The sequence below is a fragment of the Micromonospora sp. WMMA1976 genome (genome assembly GCF_027497335.1).
In the GTDB taxonomy this organism is placed as follows: domain Bacteria; phylum Actinomycetota; class Actinomycetes; order Mycobacteriales; family Micromonosporaceae; genus Micromonospora; species Micromonospora aurantiaca.
Genome location: NZ_CP114912.1, coordinates 2,027,450 through 2,052,665 on the forward strand (window position 1 = coordinate 2,027,450; position 25,216 = coordinate 2,052,665).

General features: G+C 74.1%; 25 protein-coding genes, 1 pseudogene and 1 riboswitch. Of the genes and pseudogenes, 24 read left to right on the forward strand and 2 right to left on the reverse strand.

Going from position 1 to position 25,216, the window contains the following annotated elements; genetic code table 11:
• The first annotated feature begins 23 nt into the window (after positions 1-23).
• The 7 genes and pseudogenes from O7546_RS09560 (at position 24) to O7546_RS09590 (ending at position 9,630) form a co-directional block, all read left to right on the forward strand.
• Positions 24-2,024 (forward strand): primosomal protein N', encoded by a 2,001-nt coding sequence (locus tag O7546_RS09560; RefSeq protein WP_269696564.1) that lies wholly within the window; start codon positions 24-26, stop codon positions 2,022-2,024.
• Positions 2,025-2,252: 228 nt separating this feature from the next.
• Positions 2,253-3,239, forward strand: a complete 987-nt coding sequence (locus tag O7546_RS09565) for an AAA family ATPase (protein ID WP_281600745.1) — start codon at positions 2,253-2,255, stop codon at positions 3,237-3,239.
• 94 nt (positions 3,240-3,333) lie between these two features.
• A complete protein-coding gene (locus O7546_RS09570; protein WP_194802861.1) occupies positions 3,334-4,596 on the forward strand; it encodes a cytochrome P450 in 1,263 nt (420 codons plus the stop codon).
• Between the two features lie 42 nt (positions 4,597-4,638).
• Positions 4,639-5,199, forward strand: coding sequence for a peptide deformylase (gene def / locus O7546_RS09575; RefSeq protein ID WP_194802860.1), 561 nt, complete (start codon positions 4,639-4,641; stop codon positions 5,197-5,199).
• 5 nt (positions 5,200-5,204) lie between these two features.
• The gene (fmt, locus tag O7546_RS09580; protein WP_194802937.1) at positions 5,205-6,131 is read left to right on the forward strand and encodes a methionyl-tRNA formyltransferase; all 927 of its coding nucleotides are present in this window, start codon (positions 5,205-5,207) and stop codon (positions 6,129-6,131) included.
• A 158-nt stretch (positions 6,132-6,289) separates the two neighbouring features.
• A pseudogene (locus tag O7546_RS09585) lies at positions 6,290-7,645 on the forward strand (transcription antitermination factor NusB); the annotation flags it as partial.
• A gap of 236 nt (positions 7,646-7,881) precedes the next feature.
• On the forward strand, positions 7,882-9,630 hold the full coding sequence (locus O7546_RS09590) for a M28 family peptidase (RefSeq protein ID WP_269696565.1): 1,749 nt from the start codon (positions 7,882-7,884) through the stop codon (positions 9,628-9,630).
• A gap of 43 nt (positions 9,631-9,673) precedes the next feature.
• Here O7546_RS09590 and O7546_RS09595 read toward each other — a convergent pair whose 3' ends face one another.
• Both O7546_RS09595 and O7546_RS09600 read right to left on the reverse strand, forming a co-directional pair.
• Positions 9,674-10,564, reverse strand: coding sequence for a septum formation family protein (locus O7546_RS09595; protein ID WP_281600746.1), 891 nt, complete (start codon positions 10,562-10,564; stop codon positions 9,674-9,676).
• Positions 10,565-10,641: 77 nt separating this feature from the next.
• Complete coding sequence (locus O7546_RS09600) at positions 10,642-11,529, reverse strand: septum formation family protein (protein WP_194802856.1); 888 nt, start codon at positions 11,527-11,529, stop codon at positions 10,642-10,644.
• A 261-nt stretch (positions 11,530-11,790) separates the two neighbouring features.
• Here O7546_RS09600 and rpe point away from each other — a divergent pair, with 261 nt between their 5' ends.
• From rpe to pheS, 17 genes are all read left to right on the forward strand, one after another.
• Positions 11,791-12,471 (forward strand): ribulose-phosphate 3-epimerase, encoded by a 681-nt coding sequence (gene rpe / locus O7546_RS09605; protein WP_128137820.1) that lies wholly within the window; start codon positions 11,791-11,793, stop codon positions 12,469-12,471.
• Between the two features lies 1 nt (position 12,472).
• Entirely contained in the window at positions 12,473-13,429 is a 957-nt protein-coding gene (locus O7546_RS09610) for a response regulator (protein ID WP_194802855.1), read from the forward strand.
• Positions 13,430-13,503: 74 nt separating this feature from the next.
• A riboswitch (FMN riboswitch) is annotated at positions 13,504-13,676 on the forward strand.
• Positions 13,677-13,842: 166 nt separating this feature from the next.
• Positions 13,843-14,904: a bifunctional diaminohydroxyphosphoribosylaminopyrimidine deaminase/5-amino-6-(5-phosphoribosylamino)uracil reductase RibD gene (gene ribD, locus O7546_RS09615; protein ID WP_269696566.1), complete on the forward strand. Its 1,062-nt coding sequence runs from the start codon at positions 13,843-13,845 to the stop codon at positions 14,902-14,904.
• A gap of 1 nt (position 14,905) precedes the next feature.
• Complete coding sequence (locus O7546_RS09620; protein WP_194802853.1) at positions 14,906-15,517, forward strand: riboflavin synthase; 612 nt, start codon at positions 14,906-14,908, stop codon at positions 15,515-15,517.
• The gene (pnuC, locus tag O7546_RS09625; protein WP_194802852.1) at positions 15,517-16,212 is read left to right on the forward strand and encodes a nicotinamide riboside transporter PnuC; all 696 of its coding nucleotides are present in this window, start codon (positions 15,517-15,519) and stop codon (positions 16,210-16,212) included. The genes O7546_RS09620 and pnuC overlap by 1 nt, the downstream gene beginning before the upstream one ends.
• A complete protein-coding gene (locus O7546_RS09630; protein WP_194802851.1) occupies positions 16,209-17,474 on the forward strand; it encodes a bifunctional 3,4-dihydroxy-2-butanone-4-phosphate synthase/GTP cyclohydrolase II in 1,266 nt (421 codons plus the stop codon). The genes pnuC and O7546_RS09630 overlap by 4 nt, the downstream gene beginning before the upstream one ends.
• 4 nt (positions 17,475-17,478) lie before the next feature.
• A complete protein-coding gene (gene ribH, locus O7546_RS09635) occupies positions 17,479-17,976 on the forward strand; it encodes a 6,7-dimethyl-8-ribityllumazine synthase (RefSeq protein WP_091424378.1) in 498 nt (165 codons plus the stop codon).
• Positions 17,977-18,099: 123 nt separating this feature from the next.
• Positions 18,100-18,792, forward strand: coding sequence for an alpha/beta hydrolase (locus tag O7546_RS09640; protein ID WP_281600747.1), 693 nt, complete (start codon positions 18,100-18,102; stop codon positions 18,790-18,792).
• Positions 18,793-18,838: 46 nt separating this feature from the next.
• Positions 18,839-19,120 carry a phosphoribosyl-ATP diphosphatase gene (locus O7546_RS09645; protein WP_198039659.1) on the forward strand — a complete coding sequence of 94 codons (282 nt, stop codon included), beginning with the start codon at positions 18,839-18,841 and terminating at the stop codon, positions 19,118-19,120.
• 43 nt (positions 19,121-19,163) lie between these two features.
• Complete coding sequence (hisG, locus tag O7546_RS09650; protein WP_194802850.1) at positions 19,164-20,009, forward strand: ATP phosphoribosyltransferase; 846 nt, start codon at positions 19,164-19,166, stop codon at positions 20,007-20,009.
• Complete coding sequence (locus O7546_RS09655) at positions 20,006-20,968, forward strand: DMT family transporter (protein ID WP_194802849.1); 963 nt, start codon at positions 20,006-20,008, stop codon at positions 20,966-20,968. Before hisG ends, O7546_RS09655 begins: the two co-directional genes overlap by 4 nt.
• Positions 20,965-21,438, forward strand: a complete 474-nt coding sequence (locus O7546_RS09660) for a PH domain-containing protein (RefSeq protein ID WP_194802848.1) — start codon at positions 20,965-20,967, stop codon at positions 21,436-21,438. Before O7546_RS09655 ends, O7546_RS09660 begins: the two co-directional genes overlap by 4 nt.
• 325 nt (positions 21,439-21,763) lie before the next feature.
• A complete protein-coding gene (infC, locus tag O7546_RS09665) occupies positions 21,764-22,411 on the forward strand; it encodes a translation initiation factor IF-3 (RefSeq protein WP_043324929.1) in 648 nt (215 codons plus the stop codon).
• A 19-nt stretch (positions 22,412-22,430) separates the two neighbouring features.
• Entirely contained in the window at positions 22,431-22,625 is a 195-nt protein-coding gene (gene rpmI / locus O7546_RS09670) for a 50S ribosomal protein L35 (protein WP_007075851.1), read from the forward strand.
• A 32-nt stretch (positions 22,626-22,657) separates the two neighbouring features.
• Positions 22,658-23,050 carry a 50S ribosomal protein L20 gene (rplT, locus tag O7546_RS09675; protein ID WP_043324928.1) on the forward strand — a complete coding sequence of 131 codons (393 nt, stop codon included), beginning with the start codon at positions 22,658-22,660 and terminating at the stop codon, positions 23,048-23,050.
• A 34-nt stretch (positions 23,051-23,084) separates the two neighbouring features.
• Positions 23,085-23,969: an RNA methyltransferase gene (locus tag O7546_RS09680; protein WP_194802847.1), complete on the forward strand. Its 885-nt coding sequence runs from the start codon at positions 23,085-23,087 to the stop codon at positions 23,967-23,969.
• Positions 23,970-24,136: 167 nt separating this feature from the next.
• Positions 24,137-25,198 (forward strand): phenylalanine--tRNA ligase subunit alpha, encoded by a 1,062-nt coding sequence (gene pheS, locus O7546_RS09685; RefSeq protein ID WP_013474913.1) that lies wholly within the window; start codon positions 24,137-24,139, stop codon positions 25,196-25,198.
• Positions 25,199-25,216: the final 18 nt, after the last annotated feature.

Here is a 25,216-nt window from a genome sequence, read left to right on the forward strand (position 1 = left end):
GGTCGCCGGTCGCGCGCGTCTGCGTGGACGTGCCGCTGCCGCACCTGGACCGCCCGTTCGACTACCTGGTGCCGGAGGCGCTCGACGCCGACGCCCGGCCCGGGGTGCGGGTGAAGGTGCGCTTCGCCGGGCAGCTCGTCGACGGCTGGCTGCTGGAGCGCGCCGAGTCGTCCGCGCACCCGAAGCTCGCGTACCTGGAGAAGGTCGTCTCCCCGGTGCCGGTGCTCTCCCCGGAGGTGGCGCGGCTGGCCCGCGCGGTCGCCGACAGGTACGCCGGCAGCCTCGCCGACGTGCTGCGGCTGGCGGTGCCGCCCCGGCACGCCCGCGCCGAGAAGGCCGTCACCGCCGCGGCCGCGCCCGACGTCGGCCCCGCCGACGGCACCGAACCCACCGGCAGCCCCGCCGACGGCACCGCGCCCGACGGCGTACCGGCCGAGGCCGCCGACGCCCGGCCGGGTGCCCGGGCGGAGGTGGACCCGCGCGGCTGGCGGGACTACCCGGCCGGTCCGGCGCTGCTGCGCGCGCTCACCGACGGCAAGCCCGCCCGCGCGGTCTGGTCGGCGCTGCCGGGGGAGGACTGGGCCGACAGGTACGCCGACGCGGTCGCCGCCACGGTGGCCGGCGGCCGGGGCGCGGTGGTCGTGGTGGCCGACGCCCGCGACCTGGACCGCCTCGACGCCGCCCTGACCGCCGTGCTCGGCGCGGGGCGGCACGTCCGGCTCACCGCCGCCGACGGTCCGGCCCGCCGCTACCGGGCCTTTCTCGCCGCCCGCACGGGCGAGGTGGACGTGGTGATCGGCACCCGGGCGGCGATGTTCGCCCCGGTGCGGCGGCTCGGCCTGGTGGCGATCTGGGACGACGGCGACGACCTGCACGCCGAACCGCGCGCGCCCTACCCGCACGCCCGCGACGTGCTGCTCACCCGGGCGCAGCTCGGCGACATCGCCGCGCTGGTCGGCGGGTACGCCCGTACCGCCGAGGCGCAGTTGCTGGTGGAGACCGGCTGGGCGCGCGAGGTGGTGGCCGACCGGGCGGTGGTGCGCGCGCGTACCCCGGCCCTGGCCCCCACCGGCGACGACCCGCAACTGGCCCGCGACCCCGGCGCGGCCTCGGCGCGGCTGCCGAGCCTGGCCTGGACCACCGCCCGGGACGCGCTGCGCGCGGACCTGCCGGTGCTGGTGCAGGTGCCGCGCCGCGGTTACGTGCCGTCGGTGGCCTGCGCCGACTGCCGCGCCCCGGCCCGCTGCCCGCACTGCGCCGGGCCGCTCGCGCTGCCGTCGGCGCAGGGCACGCCCGCCTGCCGCTGGTGCGGGCGGGTCGCAGCCGCGTACGCCTGCCCGGAGTGCGGCGGGCGGCGGCTGCGCGCCTCGGTGACCGGCGCCCGGCGGACCGCCGAGGAACTGGGCCGGGCGTTCCCCGGCGTGCCGGTGCGGACCTCGGGGCGGGAGGAGGTGCTGGCGAGCGTGCCGGGTGGAGCCGGGCTGGTGATCGCCACCCCGGGCGCCGAGCCGGTCGCCGAGGGCGGCTACGGCGCGGTGCTGCTGCTCGACTCGTGGGCACTGCTGACCCGGGCCGACCTGCGGGCCGGAGAGGAGGCGCTGCGGCGGTGGATGGCCGCCGCCGCGCTGGCCCGGCCCGGTACGGCAGGTGGCCGGGTGGTGGTGGTCGCCGACGGCGCGCTGGCCCCGGTGCAGGCGCTGCTGCGCTGGGACTCCGCCTGGTTCGCGGCCCGGGAACTGGCCGAGCGGCGCGAACTGGGCTTCCCCCCGGCGGTCCGGATGGCGAGCGTCACCGGTGCGGCCGAGGCGGTGGCCGACCTGCTCGCCGGCGCCCGGCTGCCGGGTGACGCCGAGGTGCTCGGCCCGGTGCCGGCCGACGAGGGCCGGGAGCGGATGCTGGTCCGCGTGCCCCGGTCACGGGCCGCCGCGATGGCCGAGGCACTGCACGCCGCCGCCGGGCAGCGCAGCGCCCGCAAGGCGGCCGACCCGGTGCGGCTCCAGGTCGACCCGCTCACGCTGTTCTGATCGGCGCGCCCGCGTGACAGTGCGCACGCGGACCCTCGCGCACGGTCGTGACCTGGGGTTTGCCGCACACCTGGTCCGGCAATCGAGTAGCGGGCGGTGATAGCATCGCCCGTCATGCCCAGCCGCGCGGTTTTCCCGTGCGGGACGCGGCGCGGCGGGTGCCAGAGCACGTCGGGCCGACACGGATTCGATGTCGTCAGTCAGCCGGTGAGCAGGGGTGGACCAGTCGTGACCGTTCGTCAGTCGATCGTCTTCAACGGTGACCTCGGCAGTGGCAAGAGCACCGTCTCGGTCGAGATCGCCAAGCGGCTCGGGCTGCGCCGGGTCAGCGTCGGCGACCTCTACCGCCAGATGGCCCAGGAGCGGCAGATGACCGCCCTCCAGCTCAACCTGCACGCCGAGCTGGACCAGGCCGTCGACGGGTACGTCGACCAGCTCCAGCGCGACATCGCCGCCTCCGGTGAGTCCCTGGTCATGGACTCCCGCCTGGCCTGGCACTTCTTCACCGACGCGCTCAAGGTGCACATGATCACCGAGCCGACCGAGGCGGCCCGGCGCGTGCTCGCCCGGCCGTCCGGCCCGGCCGAGAGCTACACCTCGCTGGAGGAGGCGCGGGCCAAGCTGCGCGAGCGCAGCGAGAGCGAGCGCGGCCGGTTCATCGTCCGGTACGGCGTCGACAAGGCCCGCCTGCGCAACTACGACCTGGTCTGCGACACCACCCGGGCCGACCCGGAGCAGGTCATCCAGCACGTCATCGACGTCTACGAGGGCCGCCTCGGCGCGGACGTGCTGCGGGCCGGCCGGCCGCTGCTGCTGCTCGACCCGAACCGGGTGTACCCCACCGAGGACGTGTCGACGCTGCGCGGCCTCTGGGACGCCGACGCCGCTGCCGAGACGGCCGGCAACGGCGCGGAGCCGGAGCCGGAGCCGCTGAGCATCGGCTACACCGGCGAGTACTTCTTCGTCGTCGACGGGCACCGGCGGCTGAGCGCGGCGGTGCGCGCCGGCCTGCCGATGGTCGCGGCCCGGCTGGTCGCCGAGGTGGACGAGCCGGTGGTCGGCGGGATCAGCGCGCTCGACTTCTTCACCGCGCAGGCCCGCCCGGGGCTGATCCACGACTGGGAGGACGCGCACGGCATCACGCTGCCGCTGCCGGAGCACGCGCTGCTCAGCGGCGGCCCGGTGCTCGCCGGCGAGCCGGGCGCCGGCGTCTGACCGCCGGGGACACCGCCACCTCGCCGGCACGGGTTCACCCGATCCGGCGGGCCGGAGCATGATGAAGGCCTCCGATGCCTGGGGAGGCGGAATCGTGGATCCGACCGACGCGCTCGCGTTGCTGATGTCCCCCGAGGGTCGTCTCGACCCCTATCCGACGTACGAGCGGCTGCGCGCGCACGGTCCGGTGGTCCAGGCCGGGCCGGTCTTCTACGTGGTCACCGGCTACGCCGAGGCCGACGCGATCCTGCGCGACCCGCGCTTCGGTGTGATGGACGACGCGCTGCGCGACCAGTTCATGCCGGGCTGGCGGGAGAGCCCGGCGGTGCTGTCGATCTCCCGGTCGATGCTGCGCACCAACCCGCCGGACCACAGCCGGATGCGGCGGCTGGCCGCCGGCGCGTTCACCCCGCGCCGGATCGCCGCGATGCGCGACGTGGTGCGGGCGCAGGCCGACGAGCTGGTCGACGCGATGCTCGCCGCCGACGGGCCGGTCGACTTCATGGCCGCGTTCGCGTACCCCCTGCCGGTCGGCGTGATCTGCGCGCTGCTCGGCGTGCCGGCGGCGGACCGGCCGCTGTTCCGGCGCTGGGCCACCGACCTGACCGGCGTGCTCGAACCGGAGATCACCGCCGACGAGCTGGCGGTGGCCGACCGCGGCGCGACCGAGCTGCGGGACTACTTCACCGAGCTGGTGGCGGCCCGCCGCCGGGCCCCGGCCGACGACCTCACCACCGCGCTGGTCCAGGCCCACGACGGCGGCGACCGGCTCTCCGGCGACGAACTGCTGGCCAACCTCATCGTGCTGCTGGTGGCGGGCTTCGAGACCACCACCAACCTGCTCGGCAACGGCCTGGTGGCGCTGCTGGAGCATCCGCGCGCCGCGGCGGCGCTGCGCGAGCGGCCCGACCTCGCCCCCGCCTACGTCGACGAGCTGCTGCGCTACGACTCGCCGGTGCAGCTCACCTCGCGGATGAGCACCGCGCCGTCCCGCTACGGCGACGTCGACCTGCCGCCGGAGAGCTGGGTCATCGTGCTGCTCGGCGCGGCCAACCGTGATCCCCGCCGCTATCCGGATCCGGCCCGCTTCGACCCGTGGCGGGCGCAGATCGCGCCGTTGTCCTTCGGCGCCGGGCCACACTACTGCCTCGGTGCGGCGCTGGCCCGGCTGGAGGCGCAGGTGGCGTTCCCGCTGCTGCTGCGCCGGCTGCCCGGGCTGGCGGTGGCGGGCCGGCCCGAGCGGCGGGTCCGGCTCACCCTGCGTGGTCACGCCACGTTGCCGGTGACAGCGGGGCGGGAGGCGGCCCCGGTCACCGTTCCCGGTACGCGACCCGGGGCGGCCGGGCCGACTCCGTAGACTGGACGCGCATCGTTCGACCCAGACAAGGAGCCACGCCGAGTGACCGTCCAGCCCATCCGTCTGTTCGGCGATCCGGTGCTGCGCACGCCGGCCGACCCGGTCGTCGACTTCGACGCCGAGCTGCGCAAGCTGATCGCCGACCTGACCGACACGATGCGCGAGCAGAGCGGCGCCGGCCTGGCCGCGCCGCAGCTCGGGGTGGGCCTGCGGGTGTTCACCTTCGACGTCGACGACGTCCTCGGCCACCTGGTCAACCCGGTGCTGGAGTTCCCCGACGAGGAGGAACAGGACGGCCCGGAGGGCTGCCTGTCCATCCCCGGGCTCTACTTCGACACCAAGCGCCGGCAGAACGTGATCGCCAAGGGCTTCAACGGCTACGGCGACCCGCTGCAGATCGTCGGCACCGGCCTGATGGCCCGCTGCGTGCAGCACGAGACCGACCACCTCGACGGCGTGCTCTTCGTCGACCGGCTCGACGCGGCCGGCCGCAAGGAGGCCATGAAGGCGATCCGCCAGGCCGAGTGGTACGACCGGGCCGCGCCGCCGACGGTCAAGCTCAGCCCGCACGCCGCCGGCAACCCGTTCGGTCTGGGGCGGTGACCCGGATGCGCCTGGTCTTCGCCGGCACGCCGGCCGTCGCCGTACCGGCCCTGGACGCGATCGCCGCCTCCGGGCACGAGCTGCTCGCCGTGGTCACCCGCCCCGACGCCCCGGCCGGGCGGGGCCGGGGACTGGTCCGCTCGCCGGTCGGCGCGTGGGCCGACGCGCACGGCGTCGAGGTGCTCACCCCCGCCCGTCCGCGCGAGCCGGAGTTCCTCGACCGGCTGCGCGAGCTGGCGCCGGACTGCGTTCCGGTGGTCGCCTACGGCGCGCTGGTGCCGCCGGTCGCGCTGGAGATCCCCCGGCACGGCTGGATCAACCTGCACTTCTCGCTGCTGCCCGCATGGCGCGGCGCCGCGCCGGTGCAGCACGCCGTGCTGCACGGCGACGAACTGACCGGGGCCAGCGTCTTCGAGCTGGAGGCGGGGCTGGACACCGGTCCGGTCTACGGCACCGTCACCGACGAGATCCGGCCCGCCGACACCTCCGGTGACCTGCTGGAGCGGCTCGCGCACTCCGGCGCCGGGCTGCTTGTCGCCGTGCTCGACGCGATCGGCGCCGGCACCGCCCGGGCCGTGCCGCAGCCGGCCGACGGCGTCTCGCTCGCCCCGAAGCTGACGGTGGAGGACGCCCGGGTCCGCTGGGGTGACCCCGCGTTCGCGGTGGACCGGCGCATCCGCGCCTGTACGCCCGCGCCCGGCCCGTGGACGACGTTCCGCGACGACCGGGTCAAGCTCGGCCCGGTCACGCCGCTGCCCGACGGCCCGGAGCTGAAGCCGGGGGAGCTGCACGTGGAGAAGTCGGGCGTGCTCGTCGGTACCGCCACCACGCCGGTGCGCCTCGGCGAGGTGCGCGCCGCCGGCAAGAAGGCAATGCCCGCCGGCGACTGGGCGCGTGGCGCCCGGGTCACCGCCGGCGAGGTGTTCGCGTGACGGGGCCGCAGCGCCCGGACCGGCCCGTCGAGGGCGAGCGTCCCCGGGGGTACGCGCGTGAGCACGGCGACCGGCGCGGCGGGGACCGGTTCGGTGGCGACCGGCGGGGCGGGGACCGGTTCGGTGGGGACCGGCGGGGCGGGCGTCCGGTCCGTCCGGCGGTCGACCTGCCCCGGCAGATCGCGTACGAGGCGATCGCGGCGGTGCACCGCGACGACGCGTACGCCAACCTGGTGCTCCCGGCGATGCTGCGCGAGGCCGGGCTGACCGGCCGGGACGCCGCGTTCGCCACCGAGCTGACCTACGGCACGCTGCGGCACACCGGCACGCTGGACGCGATCGTCACCGACGCGGCCGGGCGGGACGTGCAGCGCATCGACCCGCCGGTGCGCGACGCGCTGCGGCTCGGGGCGTACCAGATCCTGCACACCCGGGTGCCCGCGCACGCCGCGGTGTCCTCCACTGTGGACCTGGTCCGATCGGTGGGGCCGGGCGCCACCGGGTTCGCCAACGCGGTACTGCGGGAGATCACCACCCGGGACGCCGACGCCTGGGTGGCGAAGCTCGCCCCGGCGCAGGAGACCGACCCGATCGGGCACCTCGCGCTGGCGTACAGCCATCCGCAGTGGATCGTGCGGTCGTTCGCCGAGGCGCTCGGCGGGGACATGGGCGAGACGACCCGGCTGCTCATCGAGGACAACGAGCGCCCGCCGGTGCACCTGTGCGCCCGGCCGGGCCTGGCCGATCCGGTGGCGCTGGCCGACGAGGTGGGCGGCGCGCCCGGCGCGTTCTCGCCGTACGCGGTCTACCTGCCCGGCGGCGCGCCGGGTGACCTGCCGGCGGTGGCCGACGGCCGCGCGCACGTGCAGGACGAGGGTTCCCAGCTGGTGGCGGACGCGCTGACCGCGGCGCCGCTGGACGGCCCGGACGGCCGCTGGCTGGACCTGTGCGCCGGTCCAGGTGGCAAGTCCGGCCTGCTGGGCGCGCTCGCCGCGATCCGTGGCGCGCGGCTCACGGCGGTCGAGGTGGCCGAGCACCGGGCACGGCTGGTGGAGCAGGCGACCCGAGGGCTGCCGGTGACGGTGCTGCACACCGACGGGCGCAGCGTGGGCAGCGATCCGAAGCTGCCGGAGGAGCACTTCGACCGGGTGCTCGTGGACGCGCCGTGCACCGGGCTGGGCGCGCTGCGCCGCCGCCCGGAGTCGCGGTGGCGCCGCCAGCCGTCAGACCTACCGCCGCTGACCCGGTTGCAGCGGGAACTGCTCACCGCCGGGCTGCGGGCGGCCCGGCCGGGTGGCCTGGTCGCATACGTGACCTGCTCGCCGCATGTGGTGGAGACGCACGTGACGGTGACCGAGGCGGCTCGGCGGTGCGGTTTCGGTGTCGACTTCGTCGACGCGCGGCCGCTGCTGCCGGCCGGCATGCCGGGTCTGGGCGACGGCCCCACGGTGCAGCTGTGGCCGCATCGCCACGGCACCGACGCCATGTTCCTGGCGGTCCTCCGCCGGGTCTGACCCACCCCTCTTCGCAGTCGATCGAGGAGTTCGTGTCCCCGGCGCCGCCGTGCCCGGACACGAACTCCTTGATCGTCATGCGGCGAAATGGGGAGGGATGGAGCGTGTGCGGCATCCCGGTGGGGGGAGGGGGCCGGTGGGATGTGACAGCCCGTTGACTGTGCGATCGATACATGTAACTGTTCCGATCACCGGTCCCGGCACCCCCGCCCGCCGAACCCCCACGAGGAGTCTCCATGAGACGCAGAACGCCGACCACGAGCCTCGCGCTCGCCCTCGTCGCCACCCTGACGACGGCGAGCCTGGCCGGCACCGCCTCCGCCGCGCCCGCTCCGGCCCCCGCCCCCGCCCCGGCCGCCGCCGCGCTCGCCGCGCCGGACGTCTCCCTGAGCAACATCCAGGCCCACCTCACCCAGTTCAACTCCATCGCCACCAGCAACGGCGGCAACCGGCGCTCCGGCTCGGCCGGCTACACGGCGTCGGTCAACTACGTCAAGGGCAAGCTCCAGGCCGCCGGCTACACGGTCACCGAGCAGAACTGCTCCACCTGCACCTACCCGGGCAACAACCTGATCGCCGAGTGGCCGCAGGGCCCCTCCGACCAGGTCGTCATGTTCGGTGCCCACCTGGACGGCGTCGCCGCCGGCCCCGGCATCAACGACAACGCCTCCGGCTCGTCGGTGCTGCTGGAGAACGCGCTGGTGCTGGCCGCGCAGAACCCGACCATGACCAAGCGGGTCCGGTTCGCCTGGTGGAACGGCGAGGAGCAGGGCCTGCAGGGCTCCAAGCACTACGTCAACCAGCTCAGCTCCACCCAGCGCGGCTACATCAAGGGCTACTACAACTTCGACATGGTGGGCTCGCCCAACGGCGGCTACTTCATCAACCGGATCACCTCGGCCACCGCCGCGCCGCTGAAGGCGTACTGGGACTCGTTCGGCATCTCGCCGGAGGAGAACACCGAGGGCCAGGGCCGCTCGGACGACTACTCGTTCGCCAACGCCGGCATCCAGACCTCCGGCTACGCGGCGGGCGCCAGCTACACCAAGACCTCGGCGCAGGCCAGCAAGTGGGGTGGCACCGCGGGCGCGGCGTACGACGGGTGCTACCACCGCTCCTGCGACAACACCGGCAACATCAACACGACCATCCTGAACCGGGCCGCGGACGGCGTCGCGTACGCGATCTGGCAGCTCGCGGTCGGCGGCGGCACGCCGACAAACGACTTCTCCGTCTCGGTGAGCCCCACCTCCGGCAGCGTCGCCCGGGGCGGCTCCACCACCGCCACGGTCAGCACCGCCACCACCGCCGGCAGCGCGCAGACCGTTGCGTTGTCCGCCAGTGGCACCCCGAGCGGCGTCTCGGTGAGCTTCAGCCCGTCCTCGGTCACCTCGGGCGGCTCGGCCACCATGACCGTCACCGCCTCGTCGACGGCCACCACCGGCACGTTCACGCTCACCGTGACCGGCACCGGCTCGGCCACCCGCACCGCGAGCTACACGATCACGGTGACCGGCGGCAGCGGCGGCTGCACCGGTGGCCAGCTGATCGGCAACAGCAGCTTCGAGTCCGGCACCACGCCGTGGACGGCCAGCTCGGGCGTGATCACCAACAGCTCGAGCCAGGCGGCCCGCACCGGGTCGTACAAGGCGTGGATGAACGGATACGGCTCCTCGCGTACCGACACGCTCTCCCAGTCGGTCACGCTGCCGTCCGGGTGCAGCAGCTACACGTTCTCGTTCTGGCTGCACATCGACTCGGCCGAGACGACCACCTCGACCGCTTACGACAAGCTCACCGTGCAGGTCGGTTCGACCACGCTGGCCACGTACTCGAACCTGAACAAGGCGACCGGCTACACCCAGCGCACCTTCAACCTGGCCGCGTACGCGGGTCAGACGGTCACGCTGAAGTGGACCGGGGTCGAGGACTCCTCGCTGCAGACCAGCTTCGTCGTGGACGACGTGACGCTGCAGGTCGGCTGAGCGGTACCGGGCGGGGTGGGCGCCGGCCCGTCCCGCCCGGTTCTCAGTTGATCGGCAGCGCCTTGGCGCCCGCGCCCTTGACCGAGCGGGTCAGCGACCGTCCGGAGACCCACAGGAAGCACTGCACGCCCCGGTCGCCGTCGCGCCACTGCTCCTCGTACGGGTGGTAGATGATGGTGCCGGCCCGGTACTGCATGTTGCCGTCGTTCGGCAGCCCGGCGTACTTGGCGATCAGGCCGCGGCAGGCCTTGTGCGCGCGCAGCGGCGTGCGGTCGAACTCCGCGTAGCTGATGTCCGGCGCCTGGTAGACGCCGACGAACTCGGCGTGGTGCTTGCTGGTGCAGGCCACCGGCCGCATCGACTGCACCTTGTCCTTGCTCAGCTTCGGGTTGAAGCAGCCGAGCGCGAGCTTCGAGCCGGGCTTCAACGCCCCCCGCAGGCTGCCGGTGCGCTGGGACACGGCGCCCTCGTCCAGATCGCTGATCTCGGCGACGTCGCAGCGGTACCAGCGGGCCCCGCCGGACCACGCGAGCGCCGACGGGAAGACCATCGCCAGGCGCAGCCGCCCGGAGCGCCAGTCCGCGCCGACGGCGCGGGTGACCTGGCGGGCGCACTCGGCGTGCGCGGCACGCATCCCCGCCGAGCCGGTACGCGGCGGCGCGGAACGCTCCGCCTCCGCGCCGGTCATCGTGCCGACGTGCAGCGTCTCGGTGCGGTGCGGGGTGGCGCAGTCGACCGGCTGGTAGCCGCTGAGGTAGCCGACGTCGGCGACAGTGGGATGACAGGCGCCGGACTTCGGCACGAACCCGACCGGCGCGGCGAACGCGGGCCAGTCGTCGACCAGGTCCCGGTCCACTCCGGCCGGCGCGGCACAGCCGCCGAGCGCCAGCGCCAGCGCCGCGCCCACGGTGACCGCCACCCGCCATCGCCGCATCCCGACCGACCTCCCCCGCGCATCCGGCGCCGTCCGGTCACCCGGTACGCCTCGGCGGTGGAGCATACGGCAGCCGATCAGGTGACCGGGAGTCCCTCGGGGCCGGCGCCGCGCACCGATCGGTTCAGCTTGCGGTCGTCACTCCACAGGAAACAGCGCACGCCCCGGTCGCCCTCCTCCCACTCCCGCTGCGACGGCGGGTAGAAGATGGACCCGGCCCGGTACGGCAGTTCGGCGTTGTCCGGCACCTCGGCGAACGCGGCGATGAGCGTCATGCAGCGCCGGTGCGTGGCGGGCGCGCCCTTGGTGAACTCCGCCCAGCTCATGTCGCGTTCCTCGTACACGCCGACGAACTCCGCCCGGTGCGGTTCGGTGCACAGCACCGGGGCCATGTAGTTGAGGTTCTGGCCGATCAGCTTCGGGTCGAAGCACCTGTGCACCAGCGGGTTGTCGCCGACGAGCGCGCCGCGCAGGCTGCCGACCCGGTTGACCGGGCGGGTGTTGTCGATGCTGTCGGTCTCGGCCAGGTCGCAGCGGAACCAGCGGGCGCCGGACGTCCAGGCGGTGACGGTGGGCAGCGCGATGTTCAGCGTCAGCCGGGCGGCCCGCCAGTCCCCGCCGATCATCTCCCGGGCCCGCTGGTCGCACTCTGCGCGCGCGGTCCGCAGCGCCGGCGAGCCGGGCTCCGGGCGCACGCCCTGCGCCGCCGGTCCGCTGAACCGGCCGACGTGCACGGTCTCGGCCAGGTGGCTGCCCGCGCAGTTGACCGTCTCGTAGGTGGCGGCGGCCACCACGGTGCTCAGCCGGGGCAGGCAGGCCTCGGTCGCCGGGACGAACAGCTGCGGCACCGGCAGCGCCGCCCAGTCGTCGATCAGGTCGCCGTCGGCCCGATGCACCTGAGCGCAACCCGCGAGCACCGCAGTCGCCGCGCCGGCCAGCGCGAGCACGTGGAGCCACCGTCGCATCGTCCGCCCCTTCCGGGAGAGATGACAGCCGGTCGTCATAGGCCCGACCGGCGTCCCCCGCGCCCGGGCGTGCAGCATACGTGACCGTCCCTGTAGGAGTTTCGTCATCTTTCAATCGATCGGCCAGTCACCGGCGACTATTCGTGCCGACTTTCTCCCCGGACGGCCGGACGGTGCACCGCGGGTGACGGAAGGATCACCGCTGGTCGCTCCGGGAGCCGTGCCGCTACCTCCGGATCACCGCGTTCGTACACTGGCCCCGTGACCGTACCGCCGCCGATCGTCGCGCCCAGCATCCTGGCCGCCGATTTCGCCCGCCTCGCCGACGAGGTCCGTGCCGTGGAGCCCGCCGCCGACTGGCTGCACGTCGACGTAATGGACAACCACTTCGTACCCAACCTGACCATCGGGCTGCCGGTGGTGCAGAGCCTGCGCGCCGTCACCGGGATCCCGTTCGACGTGCACCTGATGATCGAGGATCCGCGCCGCTGGGCGCCCGGGTACGCCGACGCCGGGGCGTACAACGTCACGTTCCACGCCGAGGCGTGCGACGACCCGGTGGCGCTGGCGAAGGACCTGCGCTCGGCCGGGGCGAAGGCCGGGCTGGCGATCGACCGGGACACCCCGATCGAGCCGTACCTGGAGCTGCTGCCGAGCTTCGACACGCTGCTGATCATGACGATCAAGGCCGGCTTCGGCGGCCAGCGTTTCCTGCCGCAACTGCTGGACAAGGTGCGCGCGGCCCGCCGGCACGTCGACAGCGGGCACCTGGAGCTGCGCATCGAGGTCGACGGCGGCATCGCCGCGGACACCATCGAGCAGGCCGCCGCGGCCGGCGCCGACGCGTTCGTCGCGGGCACCGCCGTCTACGGCGCCGACGATCCCGCGGAGGCGGTGCGCCGCCTGCGGGGCCTGGCGGAACGCGCGATGACCGGGGCCTGAGATGGACCCGGCCGGCGAGCGACCCGACGTGATCCTCGTCGTCGACGACGACGAGGACATCGCCCGCTTCGTCGAGTTCAACCTGCGCCTGCACGGCTTCGAGGTGCTGCACGCCGCCGACGGCCAGGAGGCGCTGGAGGTCATCGAGCGGCAGCGGCCCGACCTCGCAGTGGTCGACCTGATGATGCCGCGCATCGACGGGCTGGAACTGACCCGGCGGCTGCGCGCCGACCCGATGACCTCGGCCCTGCCGGTGATCATGCTGACCGCCAAGGGGATGACCCAGGACAAGGTCAACGGGCTCAGCGTCGGCGCGGACGACTACCTGGTCAAGCCGTTCGACACGCTGGAACTGGTGGCCCGGGTCAACTCCACGCTGCGCCGCAACAAGGAGTTCCGGGAGGTCTCGCCGCTGACCGGACTGCCCGGCAACAGCCGGATCCGGCGGGAGATCAGCGACCGGGTCCGCAACGGCGTCGACTACGCCGTCGGCTACATCGACATCGACCGGTTCAAGAGCGTCAACGACCGGTACGGCTTCGTGCGCGGCGACGAGTTCATCTCGGCGCTGGCCCGCAGCCTGCACCGCGCGGTGGTGTCGATCGGGATGCCGCCGGCGTTCCTCGGCCACGTCGGCGGCGACGACTTCGTCATCGTCTGCGCCCCCAGCCAGGTCCGGCCGCTGACCAGCCGGGCCGTCGTCGACTTCGAGAAGGCCGCGGACGCGCTGTACGACGCCACCGACCGGGAACGCGGCTTCGTCGAGCTGAAGGACCGGCGCGGCAACATCCGCCGCGCCGCGCTGGTGACGCTCTCCATCGGCGTGTCGCTGTCCGATTCCGGCAAGCGGTTCACCGACCCGCTGGAGGCGATCGCGGTGGCCTCGGAGATGAAGACGGTGGCCAAGAGCCAGCCAGGCTCGTACGTGGCGGTGGACCGCCGGCGCGGCGTCACCTGAGGCGGTCCTGTGAGGTAGCTCGCCTCTGTGGCGCACGCCCGGGCGGAACGTGTAAGACTTCCCGTATACCCACCACGCGCTGGCGGGGCTCGGTGAAATTCCGAACCGGCGGTGATCCACGGTCCGACCGTGGTAAGCCCGCGACCCGGACGGCTTCGGCCGGACGGTGGACCTGGTGAGAATCCGGGGCCGACGGTTGGGGTGCGGCTCGTCCGCCCCCAGAAAGTCCGGATGGGAGACAGCGCGCGGAACGGGGGAGGCCCCTGCCGGCCGCTGAGCACCCTCAGCCGCCGCGTGGGCTCCCCGGGGTCGGCGTCGCCGTCCCCGGGTTCCCGCCGCCGCGTGTCCGCGGCTTTCCTGCCGCTGTTCCCGAACCGCCCGCGCGCGACCGGCGAGCGGGAGGACAGGCGGCCATGGCGAGCGTCTCCGTCGACGAGGCGATGCGTCGTGCCATCGAACTGGCCGCGCGCGGCCTCGGCACCACCAGCCCCAACCCGGTGGTCGGCTGCGTGCTGCTCGACACCGAGGGCGAGGTCGTCGGCGAGGGCTTCCACGCGTACGCCGGTGGTCCGCACGCGGAGATCGTCGCGCTGGCCCAGGCCGGCACGCGCGCCCGCGGCGGCACCGCTGTGGTCACCCTGGAACCCTGCGACCACACCGGCCGCACCGGCCCCTGCAGCCACGCGCTCATCGCCGCCGGGGTGTCCCGCGTGGTGATCGCCGTGCCCGACCCCAACCCGGTCGCCTCCGGCGGCGCCGCCACGCTGCGCGCCGCCGGGGTCCAGGTCGCTCTCGGGGTACGCGCCCAGGAGGCCGAGGCCGGCAACGTGGCCTGGCTCACCTCGATGCGCCGCGGCTGGCCGTACGTGATCTGGAAGTACGCGGCCACGCTCGACGGGCGTTCCGCCGCCGCCGACGGCACCAGCATGTGGATCACCTCGGAGGCGGCCCGGGTCGACGTGCACGCGCTGCGCGGCACCGTCGACGCGGTGCTCGCCGGCGTGGGCACCGTGCTCACCGACGACCCCCGGCTGACCGCCCGCAACCTGCGCGACGGCACGCTCGCCATCCGGCAGCCGCTGCGGGTGGTGGTGGACAGCTCGGGGCGTACCCCGGCCGACGCCCGGGTCCGCGACGGCGCCGCCCGCACCTGGGTGGCCACCGCCGCGGAGGTCGGCGCCGGCCCGGACGGCCGGGTCGACCTGGCGGCGCTGCTGGCGGAGCTGCACCACCGCGGCGTGCGGGCCGCGCTGCTGGAGGGCGGGCCGACGCTGGCCGGCGCGTTCCTCGCCGCCGGCCTGATCGACAGGATCGTCGGGTACGTGGCGCCGAAGCTGCTCGGCGCCGGTCCGACCGCGCTGCTCGACGCCGGCGTGAGCACCATCGCCGACGCCATCGATCTGGAGATCACCGACGTTACGCGGGTCGGTCCCGACCTGCGGATCACCGCGCTGCCCCGGAAGAGGGAGGGCTGACATGTTCACCGGCATCGTCGAGGAACTGGGCGAGATCGTCCGGAGCACCGAGACCGGCGACGACTCCGCGCTGGTCGCCATCCGTGGCCCGCTCGTCACCTCGGACGCCCGGCACGGCGACTCCATCGCCGTCAACGGCGTCTGCCTCACCGTTGTCGACGTCGACGGCGGCGTGTTCACCGCCGACGTGATGGGCGAGACGCTGCGCCGTACCGCGCTCGGCGCGCTGCGCCCCGGCGACCCGGTCAACCTGGAACGGGCCGCCGTGCTGAACAGCCGCCTCGGCGGCCACCTGGTGCAGGGCCACGTCGACGGCGTCGGCGAGATCGTCGCCCGGGAGCCCGCAGCGCAGTGGGAGACGGTCCGGTTCCGGCTGCCCGACGGGCTGGCCCGGTACGTGGTGGAGAAGGGCTCGATCACCGTCGACGGCGTGTCCCTGACCGTCGCCGAGGCGGGCGACGACTGGTTCTCGGTCGGTCTGATCCCCACCACGCTGAAGCTCACGGTGCTCGGCACGAAGCAGGTCGGCGACCCGGTCAACCTGGAGGTCGACGTGCTGGCCAAGTACGTCGAGCGGCTGCTCGGCGACCGGAGCGTGGGGGGTGCCCGGTGATGGGCCCGCTCGGCTGGCTGCTCGACGCCCAGGTGCACGTGGCCGGCTCGCCGGTGCTGGTCCGGGAGATCGTCGGCAACGTCTTCGGGCTCGGCTCGGCGCTGCTCGGGCTGCGCCGCGTGGTCTGGGCCTGGCCGGTCGGCATGATCGGTAACGCGCTGCTGCTCACCGTGTTCCTCGGCGGCGTCTTCGTCACCCCGCAGGCGCACGACCTCTACGGCCAGGCCGGCCGGCAGGTCTTCTTCTTCGCCGTCAGCGTGTACGGCTGGTGGCGCTGGTCGCGCAACCGGCGCGCCGGTGGCGGGGACGAGCCGGCCGTGGTGCCGCGCTGGGCCACCTGGCCGGAGCGGCTCGGCCTGCTCGTCGCGGCCGTCGCCGGCACCGCCGCCGCGTACCCGGTGCTCGCCGCGCTCGGTTCGTGGGGGCCGCTGCCCGATGCCTGGATCCTGGTCGGCAGCCTGCTCGCCACGTACGGCATGGCCCGCGGCTGGGTCGAGTTCTGGCTGATCTGGATCGCCGTCGACGCGGTCGGCGTACCGCTGCTGCTGCGCGGCGGCTTCTACCCGTCGGCCGCCATGTACCTGGTCTACGGCGCGTTCTGCGCGGCCGGCCTGTACAGCTGGTGGCGCACCTCCCGGGCCGTCGCGACCGCGCCCGCCCCGATCCCGGCGACGTACTCGGAGGCCGTGGCATGAGCACGTTCGGTTCGATCGAGCAGGCGGTCGCGGACATCGCCGCCGGGCGTCCGGTGGTGGTGGTCGACGACGAGGACCGCGAGAACGAGGGCGATCTGATCTTCGCGGCCGAGCTGGCCACCCCGGAGCTGGTCGCGTTCATGGTCCGCTACACCTCCGGCTACATCTGCGTGCCGCTGACCGAGGACGAGTGCGACCGGCTCGACCTGCCGCCGATGCACCACACGAACCAGGACCGGCGCGGCACCGCGTACACGGTGACTGTGGACGCCCGCGAGGGCGTCAGCACCGGCATCTCGGCCGCCGACCGGTCGCACACCATCCGGCTGCTCGCCGACGCCGCCACCGGCCCGACCGACCTGGCCCGGCCCGGCCACGTGGTGCCGCTGCGCGCCCGCGCCGGCGGGGTGCTGCGCCGCCCCGGGCACACCGAGGCGGCGGTGGACCTGACCCGGATGGCCGGGCTGCGCCCGGCCGGGGTGCTCTGCGAGCTGGTGAACGACGACGGCACCATGATGCGCCTGCCGGACCTGGAGAAGTTCTGCGCCGAGCACGGGCTGACGCTCGTCACCATCGCGGACCTGATCGCACATCGGCGGCGTACCGAGAAGCAGGTCGAGCTGGCCGCCGAGGCCCGGATGCCCACCCCGTACGGCGTGTTCAAGGCGCTCGGCTACCGCGCCGAGCACGACCCGGCCGAGCACGTCGCGCTGGTCATGGGCGACCTGGGCGACGGGCGGGACGTGCTGGTGCGGGTGCACTCCGAGTGCCTCACCGGCGACGTGTTCGGCTCGCTGCGCTGCGACTGCGGGCCGCAGTTGCAGGCGTCGCTGGCCCGGGTCGCCCAGGAGGGCCGAGGCGTGGTCCTCTACGTGCGCGGGCACGAGGGCCGGGGCATCGGCCTGCTGCACAAGCTGCAGGCGTACCAGCTCCAGGACCAGGGCCGCGACACCGTGGACGCGAACCTCGACCTCGGGCTGCCGGCCGACGCCCGCGACTACGGCACCGGCGCGCAGATCCTCTACGACCTGGGCGTCCGGTCGATGCGGCTGCTGACGAACAACCCGGCCAAGCGGGCCGGGCTGGAGGGGTACGGCCTCACCGTGACCGGCCGGGAGGGGCTGCCCGTGCGGTCCAACCCGGAGAACGTGCGCTACCTGCGCACCAAGCGGGACCGGATGGGGCACCTGCTGGACGGACTGGACGAGGTGACCGAGGCGCCGATGGGCCGCCCGGTCGCCGGTGACGAGATCGGAGCGTAGGGCGATGGCGGGTTTCGGTGAGCCGGGCGTGACCGCGGTGGACGCCGCCGGGATGACCGTCGGCGTGGTGGCCGCCCGGTGGCACGGCGACCTGACCGACCACATGACCGAGCGGGCCGTGGCCGCCGCGCAGGCCTGCGGGGCGCGGGCCGTGGTGGCCCGGGTGGCCGGTTCGGTGGAGCTGCCGGTGGTGGCCCAGGCGATGGCCCGCCGCTTCGACGTGGTGGTCGCGCTCGGCGTGGTGGTACGCGGCGCAACGGCGCACTTCGACTACGTCTGCCAGTCGGTCACCGAAGGGCTGACCCGGGTGGCGCTGGACGAGGGCAAGCCGGTGGCGCACGGTGTGCTCACGGTCGACACCATCGAGCAGGCCCGGGATCGGGCCGGGCTGCCCGGCTCGGCCGAGGACAAGGGCTGGTCGGCGACGGTCGCCGCGCTGGACGCCGCGCTTGCCGTCCGCGCGCTGGACGCCCAGTCCGCCCACCGGGTCGGCTTCGCCTGACCCACCGGCGTCCCGGAGCGCGCGCCCAGCCCGGCGATCATGAAGTTGACGGAGACAAAAAGGACAGCGATTGCCGCCAACTTCATGATCGGCGCGTGGCGGGGAGGACGGGGAGGCAGCGCGGTGACGGAGATCGGGTACGCGGACCTGCCGGGGCTGCGGATGGCGTACCGGATCTGGGGCCCCGCCGACGGCTGCCCGCTCGTGGCACTGCACGGCGGCACGGGATCGGGGGAGAGCTGGGCCGCCCTCGCGGCCGCGCTCCGCGCCACCACCCGCACGTACGCCCCCGACCTGCGCGGCTACGGGGCCACCGGGCCTGCCGACGCGTACTCGCTGGAACTGGTCCGCGACGACGTACGAGGACTGCTCGACGCGCTGGCGCTGACCCGGGTCACGGTGCTGGGCCACTCCTCCGGCGCGGTGGCCGCCCACCTGCTCGCCCGGGCGTCTCCGGACCGGGTGGCGGCGCTGGTGCTCGTCGAACCGCCGCCACCGGTGCCGCTCGGCCTGCGGCTGCCACCTCGGCCGGCCGGCCCGCTGCCCTATGACTGGGCCGCCCGCGAAGCGGTCGTCGCGGAACTCAACGCCCCGCCTCCCACGTGGTGGGAGGAGTTGACCGAGATCACTGCGCCCACCCTGGTGGTGGCCGGTGGTCCCGCCAGCCACCTGCCGCAGCACGAGCTGGCGCGGATGGCGGCCCGGATCCCCGCCGCCCGCCTGGTGACAGTCGAGGCCGGTCACGCGGTGCCGGCCGCGCGCCCCGCCGAGCTCGCCACCGTGGTGCGGGACTTCCTCGCCGCGCTGCCCGGGTGAGCCGGACGACGCGGGTGGACCCGGTGGGCGTGCTCACCCGGGGCGGCTGGAAGAATCGCCTTCCGTGAAGACGTTCGAGGAGTTGTTCGCCGAGCTGCAGGCCAAGGCCGCCGCCGGCACCCCGGGCTCGGGCACTGTCGAGGCGCTCGCCAAGGGCGTGCACTTCATCGGCAAGAAGGTCGTCGAGGAGGCGGCCGAGTCGTGGATGGCCGCCGAGCACGAGGGCCCGGAGCGGGCCGCCGAGGAGATCTCCCAGCTGCTCTACCAGGCGCAGGTGCTGATGCTCGCCACCGGCCTGGAGCTGAAGGACGTCTACCGACATCTCTGAGTGCCCGTCCGCTGATCATCCGATCGAACGAAGGAGCACTCCCATGCTGCGTGTCGCAGTACCCAACAAGGGCGCCCTGGCCGAGTCGGCCGCCGGGATGCTGCGCGAGGCGGGCTACCGCCAGCGCACCGACCCGAAGGACCTGGTCTGCCGGGACGAGGCCAACGACATCGAGTTCTTCTACCTGCGTCCCAAGGACATCGCCACCTACGTCGGCTCCGGCGACCTGGACGTCGGCATCACCGGCCGTGACCTGCTGATCGACTCCGGCGCGCCGGCCGAGGAGATCGTCGACCTCGACTTCGGGCGGGCCACCTTCCGGTTCGCCGCCCGGCCCGACGACGTGGCGTCGGTCCAGCAGCTCGGCGGGCACCGCATCGCCACCGCGTACCCGGGTCTGGTCGAGCGGCACCTGGCCGAGCTGGGCGTCAAGGCCGACGTGATCCGCCTGGACGGCGCGGTGGAGAACGCCATCCGCCTCGGCGTGGCCGACGTGGTCGCCGACGTGGTGGAGACCGGCGCGACGCTGCGTCAGGCCGGCCTGGTGGTGTTCGGCGAGCCGCTGCTGCGCTCCTCGGCGGTGCTGGTCCGCCGCGCGGGTGCGCCCGGTGGCCCTCAGCAGGAGCAGTTGCAGCGTCGGCTGCACGGCGTCCTGGTCGCCCGCCGGTACGTGATGCTCGCCTACGACGTGCCGGCCGGCCTGCTGGACCGGGCCAGCTCGCTGACCCCCGGCATCGAGTCGCCCACGGTCTCGCCGCTGCACCGGGAGGGCTGGGTCGCGGTGCAGGCGATGGTGCTCCGCGACGACGTGCACCGGATCATGGACGAGCTGTACGAGCTGGGCGCCCGCGCGATCCTCGTCACCAACATCCACGCCTGCCGGCTGTGAGGCCGCTGCCGCTCCCGGCCGCGCTCGCGGTGGTCGTCCTGGGTGGCGTGGCTTCGGCCGCGCAGGGCGCGGTCAACGCCGAGATGGGGGAGCGGACCGGTGCCCCGGTCCTCGGCGCGGTCGTCAACAACCTCGGCGGCTGCCTGCTGGTGCTGGCCGGGATCGTGACCCTGCCGTCGATGCGCGCCGGGCTGGCCGGGCTGCGCCGCTCCGGGCTGCCGTGGTGGGCGTACCTGGGCGGGGTCGGCGGCGCGGTGATCGTGCTGGTCGCCCCGGTGGTGGTGCCGGTGCTCGGGGTGGCGGTGTTCACGATCGCCCAGGTGGCCGGTGGCAGCCTCGGCGGCCTCGCGGTGGACCGGGCCGGGCTGGCCGCGACCGGGCGGATGCCGCTCACAGTGCCCCGGGTCGGCGGCGCGGTGCTCGGCGTCGGCGCTGTCGCGCTCGCGCAGCTCGGCCGCCCGGTCGGTGACCTGGCGGTCGGGCTGGTGCTGCTCTGCGTCCTGGGCGGGCTGGCGGTGGCCGGGCAGTCCGCGCTCAACGGGCGGGTCGCCGCCTCGGTCGGCCCGGCGGCCGGGCTCGCCGTGAACTTCGCGGTCAGCACCGTGGTGATCGGTGCGGTCGCGGCGCTGACCGGCGCGCTCGCGAGTCAGCCCCGCTGGCCCGGCCAGTGGTGGCTCTACCTCGGCGGCGTCCTCGGCGTCGGCATCGTGCTCTCGCTGCTGGTCGGGGTACGCGCCGCCGGCGTGCTGCGGACCGGCCTGGCGCTGGTGGCCGGGCAGCTCGGCGGCGCGCTGCTGCTCGACCTGGTCCTGCCCGGCGGCCCCGGTGTCCGGCTGCCGGTGCTGGCCGGCGCCCTGCTCACGCTGCTCGCCGTGGTGGTCACCGGGCTGCGCCGGCGCGGCCCGGACCGTGTGGCGGCCGAAGGCGCGCGTGAACCGGATGGCAGACTGGTCGGGTGAGCGATTCCGTGGTGACCGTGCGACCCCGCCGCGTCCGGGTCGTCTGCTGGGTGTCGGCCGTCACGCTGATCGTGGTGTTCAGCCTCGTCGCGACGTCGCTGACCGGCGCCACCGGCAACGGCTACGGCACGTTCCAGCGTGGCGACCAGTTCGCCATGATCGGCCTGGGTGTCTTCGGCGCGCTCGGCTTCCTGCTGTTCACCCGCCCCCGCGTGATCGCCGACGCCAAGGGCGTCCGGGTGCGCAACGTGTTCAGCTCGTACGAGCTGCCGTGGGAGGTCGTCCGCGGTGTCCGGTTCGACCGGGGCGCACCGTGGGCCAGCCTGGAGCTGCACGACGACGACCTGCTGCCGATGGTCGCGTTGCAGGCCGCCGACAAGGAGAGCGCGGTCGAGGCGGTCCGCGCGCTGCGCCGCCTGCACCAGGCGCACCTGGCGGCGCTGTCCGCCGGGCAGTCGGCACCCCGCTGACCAGCGAGCCCGGTTTGGGCGGGCCTGGGCCGAGGGTGTAGTGTTGCGGAGTCGACCAGACTGCCCCCGTCCCTGACGCGCGGGCGGTCGAGAAGCGGAGCGCCCGCTCCCACCCGAGTCGCCGCCACGGTGGCCGGGTCCGGTCCCCGGTTTCGGGCACGTCCCGACGCCGGATGCGCGATCCTGTGATCGTGCCGACCGGTCGAGTGGGCCCTGGCATACGCCGGGGCCTTCTGCTTTCCGGGTCGGCTCCCACCCGGGAGCCCACGGAGTCGGCACCGTAGGAGACTCGACTCGAGGAGGCCCCATCAGCGTCGAACCACGCGTGAACGAGCAGATCCGGGCACGTGAGGTCCGACTGGTCGGCCCTGAGGGTGAGCAGGTGGGCATCGTCCCGCTTGAGCGCGCCCTGCAGCTGGCCGCGGACGTCGACCTGGACCTGGTCGAGGTTGCGCCGATGGCGCGCCCGCCGGTGTGCAAGCTCATGGACTTCGGCAAGTTCAAGTACGAGAGCGCACTGAAGGCGCGCGAAGCGCGGCGTAACCAGCAGCAGACCGTCATCAAGGAGATGAAGCTCCGGCCGAAGATCGACCCGCACGACTACGAGACCAAGAAGGGTCACGTGGTGCGGTTCCTCAAGGCCGGCGACAAGGTCAAGGTGACGATCATGTTCCGCGGTCGCGAGCAGAGCCGCCCGGAGCTGGGTTACCGGCTCCTGCGCCGGCTCGAGTCCGAGATCACGGACCTGGGATACGTCGAGGCCGCGCCGAAGCAGGACGGCCGAAACATGATCATGGTTCTCGCTCCGCACCGGGCCGTCAAGGCCTCCGCGGTCGCCGCCACGGCGTCCCGCGGTGGACCGCGCGACCGGGCGGCGGAGGAACCGGCCGCTCCGGCCGGCGAGACCCCGGCGGCCGGCGACACCGCAGCAGCCGGCGAGACCGGCACGACCGCTGAGACCAGCGGCCAGTAACAGGGGAGAAGACGTTCCAATGCCGAAGATGAAGAGCCACACGGGTATGGGCAAGCGGGTCAAGGTGACCGGCAAGGGCAAGATCGTTGCCCAGCAGGCCGGCCTTCGCCACAACCTGGAGAAGAAGCCCAGCACCCAGACCCGTCGGCTGACCGGCACCGTCGAGCTGGCCAAGGCCGACACCAAGCGCATCAAGAAGCTGCTCGGCCGCTGACGCGAGCCACCTGAACCGAAGAAGGAGTTGAGATGGCACGCGTCAAGCGGGCTGTGAACGCCCAGAAGAAGCGTCGTACCCTGCTGGAGACCGCGAGCGGTTACCGCGGTCAGCGCTCCCGGCTGTACCGCAAGGCCAAGGAGCAGGTGCTGCACTCGATGCAGTACTCCTACCGGGACCGTCGCGACCGCAAGGGCGACTTCCGGCAGCTCTGGATCCAGCGGATCAACGCCGGCGCCCGGGCCAACGGCCTGACCTACAACCGCCTGATCCAGGGCCTGCGCCTGGCCGGCATCGAGGTCGACCGGAAGATCCTGGCCGACATGGCCGTCAACGACGCCGCCTCGTTCGCGGCGATCGTCGAGCTGGCTCGCGCCGCCGTGGCGGCCGAGGGCACCGGTGGCGCCGCGGCTCAGGCCGCCTGACCCACCCCGTACGGCACAGATCGAGGCGTCTCCCATGCAGTCACGTTCGCAGGGGAGGCGCCTCGACGCCGTTCCCGGACCGTTCACCCCGCGTACCCCCAGGGTCGTGGCGGCCCGCCGGCTGCAGCGCCGGCGCGACCGCGACCAGGCCGGCCGGTTCCTGGCCGAGGGACCGCAGGCGGTCCGGGAGGCGCTCGCCCGCACCGGCACCGTGGTCGAGCTGTTCGGCACCCCGGCGGCGCTCGACAGGTACGCCGACCTCGCGGCCGCGGCCGCCCGGGCCGACGTGCCCGTCTCCGAGGTGACCGACGACGCCTTGGCCGCGCTGGCCGAGACCGTCGCGCCGCAGGGCCTGGTGGCGGTGTGCCGGCACCTCGACGTACCCCTGGAACAGGCAGTGGCGCGCGCGCCGCGACTGGTAGCGGTGCTCGCCGGCATCCGCGACCCGGGCAACGCCGGCACCGTGCTGCGCACCGCCGACGCGGCGGGCGCGGGTGCTGTGGTCTTCGCGGGCGAGGCGGTCGACCCCTACAACGGCAAGTGCGTGCGGGCCTCCGCCGGCAGCCTCTTCCACGTCGACGTGGTGCGCGCCGCCGACCCGCTCGCCGCCGTCGAGGCGCTGCGTGCCGGCGGCCTCACGATCTTCGCCACCACCGGGTACGGCGACAGCGACCTCGACGACCTCGCCGACTCGGGACGGCTGGCCGCCCCCACCGCGTGGCTGTTCGGCTCGGAGGCGCACGGCCTGCCCGAGGAGCTGACCGGCGCCGCCGACGCCCGGGTCCGGGTGCCGCTGCACGGGCGCGCGGAGAGCCTGAACCTGGCTGCGGCCGCCGCAGTCTGCCTGTATTCTTCCGCCAGAGCACTGCGTGTCCCCCGGGGCACGCGAGAGACAGCAGGGGAGTCCGCCTCGTCATGAACGCGCCACGGCGTTCGTTTAGCCAGCCCGCCGGTGTCGGCGGGCGGCGGGCCTGACCTTCCCCCTGCACGACTCCCCACCGGCGGGCTGCGGCGAAGCCGCGCGTCCGTAGACTCGCCTAGCCACCCGCGAGGGTCGGCGCCGCCGTGAGGGAGTGCCCGTTCACCATGAGCTACCGCAACGATCCGTACGACCCGAAGCAGGTCGCCCTGCTCGACCCGGACGCCCTGGCCGGAGCAGTGGCCGACGCCGAGAAGGCGTTCGCCGAGGCCGCCGACCCGGACGCGCTCACCGCGCTGCGCCCCGCGCACCTCGGTGACCGGTCCCCGGTGTCGCTGGCGCGCCGGGAGATCGGCGCGCTGCCGCCGGCCGCGAAGGCCGACGCCGGCAAGCGGGTCAACGAGGCCCGCCGGGCGATCGAGTCCGCGTACGCCGCCCGGCAGGAGATCCTGGACCGGGAACGGGCCGCGCGGGTGCTGGTCGAGGAGCGGGTCGACGTGACCCTGCCGTACGACCGCCGGCCGCGCGGCGCCCGCCACCCGCTGAGCGTGCTGATGGAGCAGATCAGCGACCTGTTCATCGGCATGGGCTACGAGGTGGCCGAGGGCCCCGAGGTCGAGCTGGAGTGGACCAACTTCGACGCGCTGAACATCCCGGCCGACCACCCGGCGCGCGGCCTGATGGACACGTTCCACATCGCACCCGAAGGCTCGGGCCTCGTTCTGCGCACGCACACGTCGCCGGTGCAGGCGCGCACCATGCTCAGCCGCAAGCCGCCGATCTACGTGGTGGTGCCCGGCCGGGTCTACCGCACCGACGAGCTGGACGCCACCCACGCGCCGGTGTTCCACCAGGTCGAGGGCCTGGTAGTGGACAAGGGCATCACCATGGCGCACCTGCGCGGCACGCTCGACCACTTCGCCCGGGCCATGTTCGGCGAGGGTGCGAAGACGCGCTGGCGGCCGCACTACTTCCCGTTCACCGAGCCGTCGGCGGAGTTCGACGTGTGGTTCCCGGAGCACCGGGACGGTCCGCAGTGGGTCGAGTGGGGCGGCTGCGGCATGGTCAACCCGCGGGTGTTGCGCGCCTGCGGCATCGACCCGGAGGTCTACTCCGGATTCGCGTTCGGCATGGGCATCGACCGGACCGTGATGGTCCGGCACGGCGTCAGTGACATGCGGGACATGGCCGAGGGCGACGTGCGGTTCACCCGCGCGTTCGGCGCCTGAGCTACGGGAACGGTGGTT